This window comes from Nodosilinea nodulosa PCC 7104 (assembly GCF_000309385.1).
In the GTDB taxonomy this organism is placed as follows: Bacteria; Cyanobacteriota; Cyanobacteriia; order Phormidesmidales; family Phormidesmidaceae; genus Nodosilinea; species Nodosilinea nodulosa.
In genome coordinates, this window is the sequence record NZ_JH976537.1 from 4487334 (window position 1) to 4501078 (window position 13745).

At 58.8% G+C, this 13745-nt stretch carries 14 protein-coding genes; 9 read left to right on the top strand and 5 right to left on the bottom strand.

Annotation, left to right across the window (positions count from 1 at the left end; genetic code table 11):
- Positions 1 to 46 precede the first annotated feature (46 nt).
- From LEPTO7104_RS40300 to LEPTO7104_RS0120895, 7 genes are all read left to right on the top strand, one after another.
- Positions 47 to 262: a hypothetical protein gene (locus LEPTO7104_RS40300; protein WP_155523719.1), complete on the top strand. Its 216-nt coding sequence runs from the start codon at positions 47 to 49 to the stop codon at positions 260 to 262.
- A 276-nt stretch (positions 263 to 538) separates the two neighbouring features.
- Positions 539 to 1075 (top strand): gamma-glutamylcyclotransferase, encoded by a 537-nt coding sequence (locus LEPTO7104_RS0120870; protein WP_017300538.1) that lies wholly within the window; start codon positions 539 to 541, stop codon positions 1073 to 1075.
- Between the two features lie 62 nt (positions 1076 to 1137).
- A complete protein-coding gene (gene trpB / locus LEPTO7104_RS0120875) occupies positions 1138 to 2382 on the top strand; it encodes a tryptophan synthase subunit beta (protein ID WP_026072913.1) in 1245 nt (414 codons plus the stop codon).
- 46 nt (positions 2383 to 2428) lie between these two features.
- Complete coding sequence (locus tag LEPTO7104_RS0120880; protein WP_017300540.1) at positions 2429 to 2917, top strand: DUF29 domain-containing protein; 489 nt, start codon at positions 2429 to 2431, stop codon at positions 2915 to 2917.
- Positions 2918 to 2925: 8 nt separating this feature from the next.
- Complete coding sequence (locus LEPTO7104_RS0120885) at positions 2926 to 3552, top strand: ribonuclease D (protein ID WP_017300541.1); 627 nt, start codon at positions 2926 to 2928, stop codon at positions 3550 to 3552.
- Between the two features lie 58 nt (positions 3553 to 3610).
- Positions 3611 to 3844 (top strand): Calvin cycle protein CP12, encoded by a 234-nt coding sequence (locus LEPTO7104_RS0120890; RefSeq protein ID WP_017300542.1) that lies wholly within the window; start codon positions 3611 to 3613, stop codon positions 3842 to 3844.
- Positions 3845 to 4014: 170 nt separating this feature from the next.
- Positions 4015 to 4320, top strand: coding sequence for an RNA recognition motif domain-containing protein (locus LEPTO7104_RS0120895; RefSeq protein ID WP_017300543.1), 306 nt, complete (start codon positions 4015 to 4017; stop codon positions 4318 to 4320).
- A gap of 76 nt (positions 4321 to 4396) precedes the next feature.
- Here LEPTO7104_RS0120895 and LEPTO7104_RS34730 read toward each other — a convergent pair whose 3' ends face one another.
- The 3 genes from LEPTO7104_RS34730 to LEPTO7104_RS0120910 form a co-directional block, all read right to left on the bottom strand.
- Positions 4397 to 5317: a hypothetical protein gene (locus LEPTO7104_RS34730; RefSeq protein ID WP_017300544.1), complete on the bottom strand. Its 921-nt coding sequence runs from the start codon at positions 5315 to 5317 to the stop codon at positions 4397 to 4399.
- Positions 5318 to 5384: 67 nt separating this feature from the next.
- The gene (locus LEPTO7104_RS0120905; RefSeq protein WP_225887019.1) at positions 5385 to 5828 is read right to left on the bottom strand and encodes a peptide chain release factor 1; all 444 of its coding nucleotides are present in this window, start codon (positions 5826 to 5828) and stop codon (positions 5385 to 5387) included.
- A gap of 58 nt (positions 5829 to 5886) precedes the next feature.
- Positions 5887 to 7608 carry an IS1634 family transposase gene (locus LEPTO7104_RS0120910; RefSeq protein ID WP_017300546.1) on the bottom strand — a complete coding sequence of 574 codons (1722 nt, stop codon included), beginning with the start codon at positions 7606 to 7608 and terminating at the stop codon, positions 5887 to 5889.
- 462 nt (positions 7609 to 8070) lie between these two features.
- Between LEPTO7104_RS0120910 and LEPTO7104_RS0120915 the strand changes: the two genes are divergently transcribed.
- Entirely contained in the window at positions 8071 to 8892 is an 822-nt protein-coding gene (locus tag LEPTO7104_RS0120915; RefSeq protein WP_017300547.1) for a carbonic anhydrase, read from the top strand.
- Between the two features lie 227 nt (positions 8893 to 9119).
- On the opposite strand, the gene LEPTO7104_RS34735 is transcribed toward LEPTO7104_RS0120915, so the two are convergent.
- Positions 9120 to 9689, bottom strand: a complete 570-nt coding sequence (locus tag LEPTO7104_RS34735) for a hypothetical protein (protein WP_017300548.1) — start codon at positions 9687 to 9689, stop codon at positions 9120 to 9122.
- Between the two features lie 394 nt (positions 9690 to 10083).
- Between LEPTO7104_RS34735 and LEPTO7104_RS0120925 the strand changes: the two genes are divergently transcribed.
- Positions 10084 to 13077, top strand: a complete 2994-nt coding sequence (locus tag LEPTO7104_RS0120925; RefSeq protein ID WP_017300549.1) for a type I secretion system permease/ATPase — start codon at positions 10084 to 10086, stop codon at positions 13075 to 13077.
- Positions 13078 to 13564: 487 nt separating this feature from the next.
- Here LEPTO7104_RS0120925 and LEPTO7104_RS43705 read toward each other — a convergent pair whose 3' ends face one another.
- A complete protein-coding gene (locus LEPTO7104_RS43705) occupies positions 13565 to 13678 on the bottom strand; it encodes a DUF6972 family protein (protein ID WP_422879852.1) in 114 nt (37 codons plus the stop codon).
- Positions 13679 to 13745 lie beyond the last annotated feature (67 nt).

Here is a 13745-nt window from a genome sequence, read left to right on the forward strand (position 1 = left end):
AGGCATCGATCCTGAAACCGGGCCTGAAACCGGGGCAGAGACTGCTTTGGTTAACCTCCGGCAGCAGCGCTGGGCAGATCACTTCATCTGGCCAGTCGATGGAATCCGTTTGATTGGGGTGCCATCCACGGGGCGGGCCACTTGCGATCGCCTTGATCTCAATGACAATCGCCGTCCCGATACATTTATTCAAACCTGTAGACAGCAGTGGAGCCTGAGCGGCCTGCATCCCTCAAAGGATGATCTGCGGCAGTCAGAGTAAGCTTTTGCCAAAGCTGCATCAGGCACTTTAAAGACTTGTCAAGGCTTTATCCAGAAGCCTTTCCCCCACAGAAATAGAGTGATATAAACAAAAGTAACAGCGGCAATCCTCGGTATCTCGACCGGAAAACCGTACATTAGATTATGTAGTCGATTTTGTATGGCCAGACAACTGCGCTCAAGGCCGCTGTTTTAGCTAAAGCCCCTCCTGGGAGGGGCCGGGGTGGGCCATCCCCTAGCCCCAATCGCTCTCAACCCTCGCTCTCAACGATCGCCCATGGACAGCCCCATCCTGCTCAATACACCCGCCGCCACCTCTGAAGACTACTTCTACTACTTTGCCTACGGCTCCTGCATGTGTCCGGTCGATTTGAAGCGATCGCTGGGTGAGAGTACCCACGCCTACGTAATTGGCCCGGCGACGCTAGAGGGCTATCGGCTGGGGTTTTTTCGGCGATCGCGGCTGCGCGACTGTGGCGTACTCGATGTGGTGCTCAACCCTGGCTCTACCGTGCAGGGGGTGCTCTACCGCTTGCCCTGGCGGCTCAGTCCGGCTCTAGACCTGCGCGAAGAAGGCTACTGCCACGAAATGGTGACGGTCAACTGCAACGGACGAGCCTACGGCGAAACGCGCACCTATTCCGTGATTAGCAAAACCCACGCAGAAATTGCCCCCAATGAGTGGTACTCCAGCGTGGTCATGCGCGGTGCCGCCACCTGCGGTCTGCCAGAGCAATACTGCTGGGAGCTATTTCACCACATCCATTCCCTCCAGCGGCGGCAGGCCCCGGCGACCCTGCGGCGCACCGCCTAGCGCCAGGGTCAGGGCATTCCCTATAATGGGGGCTACTCTTGCCCTTCACCCCCGCCAAGCCTGTGACCCAAACGCCGCTGTCGCCTCGTCCCGCCATCACCGATGCTCGCCCCGATGCCCTGGGCCGCTTTGGCCAGTTTGGCGGCAAGTACGTGCCCGAAACGCTCATGCCCGCGCTCTTTGAGCTGGAGCAGGCGTTTTACCAGTACCGCGACGAGGCCGATTTCAAGGCCGAGCTAAACGGGCTGCTGAAAGATTACGTTGGTCGCGCTACGCCCCTGTATTTTGCCGAGCGGCTCACCGCCCACTACCGCCGCCCCGACGGCAACGGCCCCGACATCTATCTCAAGCGCGAAGACCTCAACCACACGGGCGCGCACAAAATTAACAACGCCCTGGGGCAGGTGCTGCTCGCCAAACGCATGGGCAAGCAGCGCATTATTGCCGAAACCGGAGCCGGTCAGCACGGGGTAGCCACCGCGACGGTGTGCGCCCGCTTTGGCCTCCAGTGCATCATCTACATGGGCGTTCAAGACATGGAGCGCCAGTCGCTGAACGTGTTTCGCATGCGGCTGATGGGGGCCGAGGTGCGCGGCGTGACGGCGGGCACGGGCACCCTCAAAGATGCCACCTCCGAGGCGATTCGCGACTGGGTCACGAATGTGGAAACCACCCACTACATCCTCGGCTCGGTGGCCGGGCCGCACCCCTACCCGATGATGGTGCGCGACTTCCACGCCATTATCGGCGAAGAAACTCGCGCCCAGTGCGCCGAGAAGTTTGGCGGGCTGCCCGATATTTTGATGGCCTGCGTCGGCGGCGGCTCCAACGCCATGGGCCTGTTCCACGAGTTTGTGAATGAACCCACGGTGCGCATGATTGGCATTGAGGCGGCGGGCAGCGGCGTGGCTAGCGGCAAGCACGCCGCCACCCTCACCGAGGGCCGAGTGGGCGTGCTCCACGGCGCGATGAGCTATCTGCTGCAAGATAGCGAAGGCCAGGTGATCGAGGCCCATTCCATCAGCGCTGGTCTCGACTACCCCGGCGTTGGCCCCGAGCACAGCTTTTTGAAGGATGCGGGCCGGGCCGAGTACTACAGCGTCACCGACCAGGAGGCGCTGGATGCCTTCCAGCGGGTGTCGCGCCTGGAGGGGATTATCCCCGCCCTGGAAACCGCCCACGCTTTCGCCTACCTGGAAACGCTTTGCCCTCAGCTCTCCGGCAACCCCCGCATTGTGATCAACTCATCAGGCCGGGGCGATAAGGATGTGAATACCGTTGCTAAAGCGCTGGGCGGGCTGGAGTAGTTCTTTCTACCGATTGAATTGTCCAAAGCTGGGGTAGGGATTGCAGATGAGCGCGGAAATCGATGTCAAGCCAAAGTCACTGTACGACCAGGATTATCAACTCTGGTTGGAAAATACTGTCGCTCAGCTGCAATCCCAAGACTTTAGCGCCCTTGATTTGGAAAACCTGATTGAGGAAATTGAGAGCTTGGGTAGAAGTGATAAGCGATCGCTCAACAGCTATCTAAAACGACTCTGTGAGCACCTGCTAAAGCTCCGCTACTGGGAGACGGAGCGCGATCGCTGCTTCTCTGGCTGGGATAGAGAAATCGTTAACTTTCGCCAAGAGATTCAGGCCATCCTAGACGATAGCCCTAGTCTGCGCAACCATCTCAGAAATCGTTACGCTGCCGAATATATTAAGGGTCGAGAGCTGTTTCTCAAGTCCAGCAAATTAGACCCTCAGCAAGTACCTGAGGATCCTTGGTTCACGCTTGAGCAAGCCCTTGACGATAACTGGTTGCCCTGGCAGCCCGACCCCCCTGACAACAATTAGGAACCCCTATGGCCGACGGTTTTGAAATCTGCGATCGCGACCTTACCCCCGAGCTGCTGAGCCGCTACCAACAGGCCAGCGCGATCGCCTGCGATACCGAGACCATGGGATTGCTGCCCTGGCGCGATCGCCTCTGCCTGGTGCAGCTGGCCGACGCCGACGGATATGTGGCGGTGGTGCGTATCGAGCTGGGCCAGCGGGAAGCGCCCCTGCTCAAAGAACTACTCGAAGCACCGGGCATTCTCAAGCTGTTTCACTTTGCCCGCTTTGACCTGGCCACGCTAAAGCACAACCTGGGCATCACGGTGGCCCCCGTGTTTTGCAGCAAAATTGCCAGCAAGCTGAGCCGCACCTACAGCCCTCGCCACGGCCTCAAGGAACTGGTTAAAGAGCTAGAGGGCATTGAACTCGACAAAACTGCCCAAAGTTCCGACTGGGGCAATGCCATGCACCTGTCCGAAGAGCAGCTGCGCTACGCCGCCAACGACGTCCGCTACCTGCACAGCATTCAGCAAACCCTCACTGCAATGCTCAAGCGCGAGGGCCGGTGGGAACTGGCGCTAGACTGCTTTAGCTGCCTGCCCACCTTCGTGGCTCTAGATTTGCTTCAGTACCAGGGCGTGTTTGAGCATTGAGGCCGGATAAGATAGGTCTATTCATCTCGAAGATTGATTGACTACGAGGAGAACCACTATGAGCGTTGACAGCAAAGACTTTCAAGACGAGCTGCAAAAAGCGATCGACTACGCCCACCAGATCAGTGCCGAGAAGGGTGAAACCTCCTCTGAGGCCGCTGCCGCCTGGGATGTAGTTGAAGAAATGCGGGCTGAGGTCTCGCATCAGCACCAAAAACCCAAGCAAACCGGCTTTGATAAATACCTAGAGGAGAATCCCGATGCTCCCGAAGGCCTGATGTACGACACCTAGATCCCGCCAGCGATCGCCGAAAACTAGCCCCACTGGCAAATCGCGGTGTTAAGATAGGCAAGGTTAGTTTTCGGTAGATTTCGCTTGTTTCATTCCATCAATTTGTTTGATTTCCGATACAGCTTTGTCTCCGTTTACTCACTGCACTTGTACAGTAAGGAGACAAAACTATGTCACTCTATGTTGGTAACCTGTCCTACGATGTCACCCGCGACGACCTAGAACGGGTGTTTGCAGAATACGGCGACGTGAAGCGGGTCAGCCTGCCCACCGATCGCGAGACTGGCCGCCCACGGGGCTTTGCCTTTGTCGATATGGCCGCTGAAACTCAGGAAGACACCATCATCGAATCCCTCGATGGGGCCGAGTGGATGGGTCGCGAAATGCGGGTTAACAAAGCCCGCCCCCGCGACGATTCCCGCAGCAGCGCAGGCGCAGGCGGCAACGGCGGCAACTATCGCCGCACCGGCTTCTAAATATCGCTAGCGAATTTTAAGCCTTGATAGGGTAGGCCCCAGCGGTCTACCCTTTTTGCTGACATCTGCGGGCCGATTACAGGTTCTCTCGCTCAGCAATAACCGGCGAGCGATCGACCTGGGGCTGGGGCTTACCGTGAACGTCCAGGTAGCCCAGTTCCGTCAGGAAGGCGTACAGGGCGGTGGGAAAGTCGGGGTAGGTCTCAGCTACTTCACCCTCGTTGGTATAGCTTTCGAGCCCCCAGTCGTCGTGACGATCGTAGTGAGCCAGCATGTACTGCCAGCCCTCTTGATACTGCCCTAGACGAATTTGCTGGGCCACATAGCCCGCCAGCACACCGTTTTTGTCGCCCTGCTCGGCAAAATCCGGGTCTTCGATCGTGAAGCGCATGCCGGAGGCAATATCCTGTAGGTAGTTGGTGAACTGGGCGGTGGTGTCGCGGTACCCGCCGTTGCTGTAGGTCAGAATGACGCTGGGCGGATAGGACCCGGCGTAGGAGCTAAAGCTGTAAAAAAAGGCATTGTCGAGGCTGACAAATTCCATCAGCCCATCGCCATTGAGGTCTTTAAAATCGCCGCCGCCGCCGTCGAGGTAGCTAAAGTAGATGGGGTTAAACTGCTGGTTTTGCCAGGCGTAGGTGGTGTAAGCCAGGCAGCAGTGGGCGCCCCCCGTAAAGGTTTGAACGACCACCTCTGAAGTGCCGTCACTGTCGAGATCTATCAGCTCGATGCCCCCAAAGCTGGCGGCGGTGTCGGTGGCTGTCAGCTTCAGCTCGTCGTTGTAGAACAGTTGCAGCGTCAGGTTGTCGCCGCTTTCCTCGGCGGCGTAGTCGATGGGGGTGTAGCTGGCTACGACGCGAATAGGCCCCTGCTCGATCGCGCGATTTGTGAACGCTTCGCTGTCGTAATCGATGTCTAGGCGAGGGTTTTCGGCCAGGGCGGGCAGCCCCAGGGTCAGCAGGCTACCGACTAGCAGACTTTTCAGGATGGCTTTCATCAACGGTTCTATGTCTCAATGACACTACTTACACGGTTGGTTCAGCTTGCCCCGGTTAATTCTGGGGCTACCAGCGCCGCCAGTGGCGTTTGCCCACGACAAAAACGCCCAGCAGCACGCCGACGACTAGGGGGTAAGACATGGTAACCAGGGCCGCCGGAATGGGCAAAAATCCTTTTACAAAAATTACCAGGGTGACGCAGGGCACCAGCGCCCACAGTACGCCCGTATCGATGTAAACGCGACTGGTAAACCACCGCTCCAGGAGAGTTAGAGCCAGCGCCCCGACGACAAAGCCAGCGATAACGGGCAACACCATAAACAGCAGCTGCAACAGCGGCAGCAGGCCGCTGCCCGCGTTGGACAGCAGTAGGGATAACCCCTGGGTCAGCAGCAGGTCGGCGGCGGTGGCGATCGCCACCGCCGCCAGCGCTACCTGAAGCAAAATCACCCAGGGCAAGGACTTAAGCCGCCAAAAGGGGTTACGCATAGCCGCAGCAATAGAAGTCACGCCCATTATTGCGCTGAATTTTAAATCTGCCGAACTTTAACTCCCGGTTCGCTCATTTCTAAGGTGGTTCGTCAGATACGGGCCCCAGCAGGGTGTAAATACTTACCGGGAAGTTGAGAGCCTTTAAGATCTGCTGCTGTAAAGGCGTCAGCTCCGTCAGATGGGCATAGGTCTGCCCTCGTGCATTCACCATGACTAGAGTAATGTCGCGAAAACTGGCCAACAGTAATTCGGCTGTCGGACGTGCCGTCGCCCGCTTGGGATTACCGATATATAGCCCTGAGAGGGTTTCTTGGTGACCAGCTAAGGCTTGACGCATCTGAAACTCCACCAGCGTTAACAGCCGCAACCCCATCGAGAGTAAGCGAATTAATCCCTTGATATGGTCTTCACGCTGTAAGTACATCGGGGAGAGGGAGAGGGGATGCCCTTTGAGTCGGCTAAAGCTGTGCTCCACCAGATATTCTTGGCGGTAGACCGTCACGGCTTGAGGCAGCGATAATGCCACTGCGGGATGATTGGTGACATAGACCCGCCAGCCCAAGGTTTGCATCTGCTGGTTGATGGCCTCAGTTTCTAGGGTGCCATTCACCTGGAATCGACGGTGCTCCACCATCCGAGCCGGGCGGTCCCGGTAGCGACGCACAGCGTGTTGCTCCACCTGTTGTGAGTAGGTGAGTTGAACGTAGGCCTTGACCCGGTAGCGGGTGAGAATCGTCTCGGCGGCTTGCGCTAAGGCGACCTCATCGGGAAAGGCTTTCTGGCCGCGCCCCGATTGGTTGAGCGCCGCTAGGGCCGTCTGGGCGTGCTCAAGTCGAGCTTGGAAGGCCTGCTGGGCGGATTGAGCATAAGCCAAGGAGTACACGACCAATTGCCGCTCTGACCACGTCCAGGTGTGTCCGTCCCATTCTCCTGTGCGGGTCTGGGTCTGCTCATAGCCTCGGGCAATCAGCGCGGTGTGACCGTCGGCATAGTCGTAGTGAATCTCCTGCAACTCAACGGCCCCTTGCTCCACTGGGTCTAGGTAGGCCTGCATCGCCTCCGCCTTGAGTTGAGTCCCACCGAGCGGACAGAGATAGTAATCGCCTGTGGCCTGGAGAAAGCAACGGGTCGCTAGACTGGCCATCTTGCTGTCACCCACGTAGAGCAACCCAGACTGACTGAGGGTCTGACGCACCTGCCCGATGGCCGGAATGTAGAGCGGGTCGTCGGCGCGCTGCCCGGAGACAATCTCGGTCGCTATCGGTAGCCCCAGCGGATCTAGCGTCGCCAGCATCAGCTTCAGTTGGGGCAGGTCGGGGCGATGGTCTTTGCTATGGCCATATTGGAACAGCCCTGACTCATTGACCGTCCAATCCCCGCTGACGCTGGTACTATCCAGACGCAGCCGTTTGGGGTGCAGGTCATACACCTGAATCTGACGCTGATTCAACGCCGGTTCAAACAACGCCCATTGGGCATCATCACTGAGATATCGCAACACGCTTTCTAGGCGGTCGTCACTCAGGTCAAGGGCGCGAACCGGTTGCTGCAAGCCCTGTTGCAAGGTTTCCTGATGTCGCTCTACCCAGGCCTGCACGGGGTTTAACCGGTGATCCGCTTGGGACAAAATGTGGCTCAGCCAAACTATCACCACATGGCCTAAGCTGAGCCCCTGCCAGTTCCCATGGGTCGGAAAGTAGTCGTCGAGCAGGGGTTGCACGTCCATCCGCTGCAGTTGGGCCAGCAACAGGGGAATATCGTCAACCCGTTCGGTGATAACGGTTAGGGGGGTATCCATAGCCCTAACCTATCCCAATTGGCTGACCTCATTTAAAAATGAGCGAACCGTGAGCTTTAATGCTGGTTGAAGGCGAATGGCCAGGGTCGTGGCCGAGCAGGCAGGCCCCTCGCATAGAGGCGCAGGGCCTGGACCCGTGAGATGGATCAAAAATCCTCGGGCATTTTCGTTTCCAGAATGCTCCCAGAGTGTGGCTAGTACTCGAAGGCTGAAATATATCCACCGTTTGGGCACGCTTGGCTCCCTAGCTCCCCTGCTCCCTAGCTTGCAGAAATAGTCCCTAAACTTCTGCCTCAGAGTACTTAGGGAGGTACCTCAGTCCGTTAGAAGCAGGGGTGATTGCTGTGATAAGTAAATCTTTGCAGTGCTGAGGCCTTAGATATGGGATAACAATAGGTGTGGGCGCAGGTGCTGATCTGGGCCTGGCTTGTCTTACTTTTGCCCTGGTTTTGAGTTTGTCCTATGGAAAAGCTGCTGCAAGGTCTGCGTGAGTTTCAGGAAAACTACATTCCCGATCGCCAGGAGCTCCTTAAGCAGCTGGCCAAGGGGCAGACTCCTCGCGTGCTTTTCATCGGCTGCTCCGACTCGCGGGTTGACCCCACCATCATCACCCAGTCTGAGATCGGCGACCTGTTTGTGATTCGCAATGCGGGCAATATTATTCCGCCCTACGAGGCCACCAACGGCGGCGAAGGGGCCACGATTGAGTACGCCCTGGAAGCGCTGGATATTGAGCAGGTGATTGTCTGCGGCCACAGCCAGTGCGGGGCGATGAAGGGGCTCCTGCAAATTGGCGATCTAGAAGACAAAATGCCCCTGGTCTACCACTGGCTGCACCACACCGAGGGCACCCGCAAGCTGGTGGAAGACAACTACGGCCACCTGGAGAAAAAAGAAAAGCTGAACATGCTGGTGGCCCAGAACGTGCTGACCCAGATCGACAACCTGCAAACCTACCCTTCGGTGCGATCGCGCCTCCACGTCGGTACCCTGTCCATCCACGGCTGGATCTACGAGCTTGAAACCGCCCAGATCCTGGCCTACGACGAGGAGAGCAACGCCTTTTTGCCTCCCCACAGCAAAATTCACCCTGACCGAGGCGCGGCTAAGGTGCTGAAGCTCGGCGGGCTGTCGCGATCGCTCAACCCTACGGTGCGGCCAGGGGCCGGTGCCCCATCGGTGGCGCTGCCCACCTTTTCTGAACCAGCACAGCCCCACTGGCCTGGGGCCAATCGCCTCAGCCCCGAGCAGGCGGCCCGCATTTACCGGGGCGCTGGAGTCTGAGGCTATCCTGAAGACAGGCGCCGCTGAAGGAATCCCACGCCCCCGGCCTACGCGATCGCCCCCAGCGAAGTCCGTGAAGGCTATGCCAAAGTTACCTTTCCCGACCGCTGGCCCCTCAGCGAGTCCATCGAAGACCTGCCAAGCCCACCCTTCTGGGCCTAAACGACCCTCTAACCCCCATCTCCTCCCCTCCCCCATCCCCCCTACTCCCCCCACTCCCCCACCCCCTACCGATCAAACCTAGCAATCCGCCGCGCCCCCCCAATACTCTGCTCACCGGGGCCAAAGGTCACTTCCAGGGCCTGCTGGTCGGCATAGGCCTGGGATGCCTCCCGGTAGACGGTGCGGGTGGTGGGCAGGGTGCGCCGCTGGCCGTCGTAATCGAAGGTAATGGCGTATTTGACATCCTTAAGCAGGGTGGGGTCGGTGCGCTGCTCGATCGGTTCGCGCTTGCGGGCCTCCAGCTCGTCGGCGGTGGGGCGAGGCGGCAGCGGTGGCCAGAAGAGCCCGTTGTCGTCGGGGCCGGTGGCGGCTCCCTCGGGGCGCAGGCCGTTGCGGTTGACCAGCGAGTTCGAGTCAAAGGTTTCCGCATGGATCGTCTGGCGGCGATCGAAGCTGCGGGCATACTCCACCTGCCAGGTTTGGGTGACGGTGGCGGTGGCCTCGTAGGTGCCGGTAGTCACGGTGTTGCCCGTGGCGGGGTAGTTATCGCACCCGGCGACCAAGCTTAGGGTCAAACCCAGGGCACCGGCCTGGACCCAGCGAAATGGCGAGAACTGAGGCGTTGACGTAGGCATAGCAGCGATTGGTGGCTTTTCCAGAAGGTTATCTGTGTTGTTTAGACGCTACCAGGGCTTTGTATCGAACAGATCGGGAAAGCGGCAGGGGGCAAAAGTGGCACAGCGGCGGCAGGGAAGGGTTTGGCCCCTTGGATCTAGGTAAAGAGATCCAGGTAAAGAACCGATGACGTTAACCTGGGGTTATCTTCTGAGCGGCATCTAACGGCTTAGCATAATTCAAGTAGTTTGAGCTTCAGGCTCAAATTACGTTGTGTGTCAGTCTGCGGCATCTGCCGATCGCCCCCTGGGAGTATCCGCTAGACATGGTATTGAGTGCCTGGCTGCGGCCTATGTACGGCGATCGAGAGGCATGCCCCGCTCCCGGCTTCCGCGCTTTCCCCCAACCTGCCCTATGACCCAAACGTCGCTTTCTATTCAGCAGACCTTTCAGACCTTGCCACCTTTTGATCGGCTGCCCGCCGCCGCGCTGCAACAGCTGCTGCAAGCGGCCCAGCCGCTCAGGTATCGGGTGGGCCAGCCTCTGCTGCGGCGCGAGATGCTGACCCAGCAGGTCATCGTGCTGCTCGAAGGACAGGTCCGCCTGCTGGGCTACGACCCGCGCAGTCAGCAGCCCGTGACCCTGGAGCGCTTCGATCGCGGCGAAATGCTGGGGGTGATCAGCCTGATTCGCGGCGTGCCCTGCGAAACGGTGATTGCCTCCAGTGAGGTGCTGGCCCTCACCCTACCGTCCTATATGTTTTTGGATTTACTCAGCCAGCACCCAGAGTTTGGGGCGGCTGTACGCGATCGCGTCTATGCGATCGAGGCTTTTGACCTGGTGGCCGAGCACGCCAAGGCCCACGCCCTCGACTTCGGCGATCTGAAGACCAAGGCCCAAAAAGTCTGTGACGAATCGACTATTGTCACCTTGCCCAGCGGCCCCAACGACCTGATCCAGCTGGATGCTGCCCTCACCTGGATTCTCAGCGGCGGCACGGTGCTCAATATTCCGGTTGGTTCAACCCTGGCGCGCGATCGGTCGGTGGAGGTGCTCAGCCCCCAGGGGGCAAGAGTGCTGGGCATGACTCCGGCTGTCTTGGCCGAGGCCCTGCCCGAGCCAGCCCCAGAGTCTGAGGCCGCAGCGGTGCCCGTGGAGGTACTGGACGTCAACAATATTCCCTACGCCACCGAGGCCGATCTAGCCCCGCGCGGCCAAGACGCTGCGACCTCAGAGAAATCCCCTGGTCGTAGCTACCCCTTTGCCCGAGGTCGGGGCGAGGTGGATGGGGCACTGGCCTGCTTCGACATGCTCAGCCAGCACTTTTCTATGCCCTTTCGGCGCGACGTGATTCGCCGCATTCTGGCCAACCAGCACGAGCGCATGGGGCAGCTTTCCCTGCCGATCTGCGGCTCGGTGAGTGAAATGATGGGCCTTAAGACCCAGCTGGTGCGGGTGCCCGTCGGGGCCGTTGGTCGCCTCAACACCCCCTGCCTGATTCGGTGGCAGGAGAGCTTTGCGGTGATCTACGAAACCACTGAGAAAGCCTATATTCTGGGCGATCCCGAGGTGGGCATCATTCGCCGCACCCCCGAGAGCTTTGCCGAAGCCTGGGATGCGGGCGATGGCACAGGGGGGGAAGTGCTGCTGCTGGAGCCCACCCGCGAAACCCCCCAGCAGAAGTTTGGGTTGCAGTGGTTCTGGCCCTCCATCAAGCAGTACCGATGGGTGCTGATCGAGGTCTTCGTGGCCTCGTTCTTTGTGCAGCTGTTTGGCCTGGCCAACCCGCTGATGGTGCAGATCATCATCGATCGCGTGATTGTGCAAAACAGCATCGACACGTTGCAGGTGCTGGGCGTTTTTCTGGTAGTTGTGGCTGTTTTCGAGGCCGTGCTCACCAGTCTGCGCACCTACCTGTTTGTCGATACCACCAACCGCATCGACATGGCCCTGGGGTCAGAGATTATCGACCATCTGTTTCGCCTGCCCCTGCGCTATTTCGACAAACGCCCCGTGGGTGAACTCTCCAGCCGCATCAACGAGCTGGAGAACATTCGCCAGTTTCTCACCGGCACCGCCCTCACCGTGGTGCTCGACGCGGTGTTTTCGGTGGTGTACATCGTGGTGATGTTCATCTACAGCTGGCTGCTGACCCTGGTGGCGCTGGCGACAATTCCGCTGTTTGTGCTGGTGACGGTGCTGGCGGCCCCGATTGTGCGCAAGCAGCTGCGCACTAAAGCCGAGCGCAATGCCTCTACCCAGTCGCTGCTGGTGGAGTCGCTGTCGGGCATTCAAACGGTGAAGGCGCAGAACATTGAGCTGCGCACCCGCTGGAAGTGGCAGGAGCGCTATGCCCAGTACGTCAGCGCCGGGTTTAACACGGTGCTCACCTCGACTACGGCCAACTCGGCCAGCAACTTTTTAAACAAACTCTCGGCGCTGCTGGTGCTGTGGGTGGGAGCCTGGCTGGTGCTGGAGGGGCAGCTCACCCTGGGCCAGCTGATTGCCTTTCGGATTATTTCGGGCTACGTGACCGCGCCGATTTTGCGCCTGGCCCAGCTGTGGCAAAACTTTCAGGAAACGGCGCTGTCGCTGGAGCGGCTCTCCGACATCATCGACCACCCCCAGGAGACCGACGCCGACGAGGCCAACCAGATCCCCATGCCGGAGATTGCCGGGCAGGTCACCTTCGAGAATGTGGCCTTTCGCTTTGCCCCCTCGGGGCCGCTGCAGCTGGCCAACGTGAGTCTAGAGTTTCCGGCGGGCATCTTTATTGGCGTGGTGGGCCAGAGTGGTTCGGGCAAGAGCACCCTGATGAAGATGCTGCCGCGCCTCTACGAGCTGGAGTCGGGCCGCATTCTAATCGACCACTACGACATCAGCAAGGTAGAACTGCACTCGCTGCGGCGGCAGATTGGCATCGTGCCCCAGGACAGCCTGCTGTTTGAGGGCACCATTCAGGAGAATATTTCGCTCACCAACCCCGACGCCGAGCCCAGCGTGATTATCGAGGCCGCCAAAACCGCCTGCTGCCACGACTTCATTATGGATTTGCCCCTGGGCTACAACACCCGCGTCGGCGAGCGGGGCTCGACCCTCTCGGGGGGGCAGCGGCAAAGAATTGCGATCGCTCGCACCATTCTGCAAAACCCGCGCCTGCTGATTCTCGACGAAGCCACCAGCGCCCTCGATTACGACACCGAGCACCAGGTCTCAATGAACCTCAAGGCCTGGGCCGCAGGTCGCACGGTGTTTTTCATCACCCACCGGCTCAACACCATTCAGCAGGCCGACCAGATTTTGGTTATGGATCAGGGTTCGGCGGTGGAGCTGGGCACCCACGCCGAGCTGATGGAGCTCCAGGGACGCTATTTCACCCTCTACCAGCAACAGTTAAGTGGTGTTTAAGGAACGATTTATGCCCTATACCCACAGCCCGTAGGGTGCATTAGCGCAGCAATGCACCGTCCCCTCAACAAGGAATTTGTCCCGAAAAATGTCCTCGACGATCGGAGATTTCCTCCTGTCCCCAATGCTCTAGCGGTGCGTTAAGGCCAGCCCAGAGCTAGCCTGTCTCCCCCTTATCGTCCTAGCGCCTAACCCACCCTTGTATGTAAGGTTTGGCCCAAAATAGACCTAGGAGTGACTCTGGACGCACCCTAAAGCCCTTTGGAGCTTGCTATGTAGAACAAGAGCCTCCCCCTTTCATTGACCTAGATTGCCGCCAGCAGACTGGACAGTATATTAGGGAGTCCTGAGATTCCCAAGCTGGATAACAAGGATAGCGCTGAGAGCGATCTGCCCCCTTGCCGTCATCAGGAGTATCGAACCATGACTCAAAACCTGATTCCCGTTGGCATTGATGTGAGCAAAGCCACCTTAGAATTTCCAGGTTTTAGCCTGTTCTGCGAGGGCCGGTTCGGGGGATAACATGGTACTCACCTGTAGCTTTCACAATCTTAATTTCCCCGTAGTACAGGGGTTTTCGACTTCCGTCTGCTCTCAGCATGTAACCAATGGCTTGAGNGAAGTAGAGACCATACCGCTCATAGTCATCCTCTTCGTCATTTGCCCCA

Bases quoted from the DNA above. Each gene is read 5' to 3' on its own strand.
- LEPTO7104_RS0120870 (WP_017300538.1), top strand. From the start codon at position 539: ATGGACAGCCCCATCCTGCTCAATACACCCGCCGCCACCTCTGAAGAC.
- LEPTO7104_RS0120880 (WP_017300540.1), top strand. From the start codon at position 2,429: ATGAGCGCGGAAATCGATGTCAAGCCAAAGTCACTGTACGACCAGGAT.
- LEPTO7104_RS0120885 (WP_017300541.1), top strand. From the start codon at position 2,926: ATGGCCGACGGTTTTGAAATCTGCGATCGCGACCTTACCCCCGAGCTG.
- LEPTO7104_RS0120890 (WP_017300542.1), top strand. From the start codon at position 3,611: ATGAGCGTTGACAGCAAAGACTTTCAAGACGAGCTGCAAAAAGCGATC.
- LEPTO7104_RS0120895 (WP_017300543.1), top strand. From the start codon at position 4,015: ATGTCACTCTATGTTGGTAACCTGTCCTACGATGTCACCCGCGACGAC.
- LEPTO7104_RS34730 (WP_017300544.1), bottom strand. From the start codon at position 5,317: ATGAAAGCCATCCTGAAAAGTCTGCTAGTCGGTAGCCTGCTGACCCTG.
- LEPTO7104_RS0120910 (WP_017300546.1), bottom strand. From the start codon at position 7,608: ATGGATACCCCCCTAACCGTTATCACCGAACGGGTTGACGATATTCCC.
- LEPTO7104_RS0120915 (WP_017300547.1), top strand. From the start codon at position 8,071: ATGGAAAAGCTGCTGCAAGGTCTGCGTGAGTTTCAGGAAAACTACATT.
- LEPTO7104_RS34735 (WP_017300548.1), bottom strand. From the start codon at position 9,689: ATGCCTACGTCAACGCCTCAGTTCTCGCCATTTCGCTGGGTCCAGGCC.
- LEPTO7104_RS0120925 (WP_017300549.1), top strand. From the start codon at position 10,084: ATGACCCAAACGTCGCTTTCTATTCAGCAGACCTTTCAGACCTTGCCA.
- LEPTO7104_RS43705 (WP_422879852.1), bottom strand. From the start codon at position 13,678: ATGCTGAGAGCAGACGGAAGTCGAAAACCCCTGTACTACGGGGAAATT.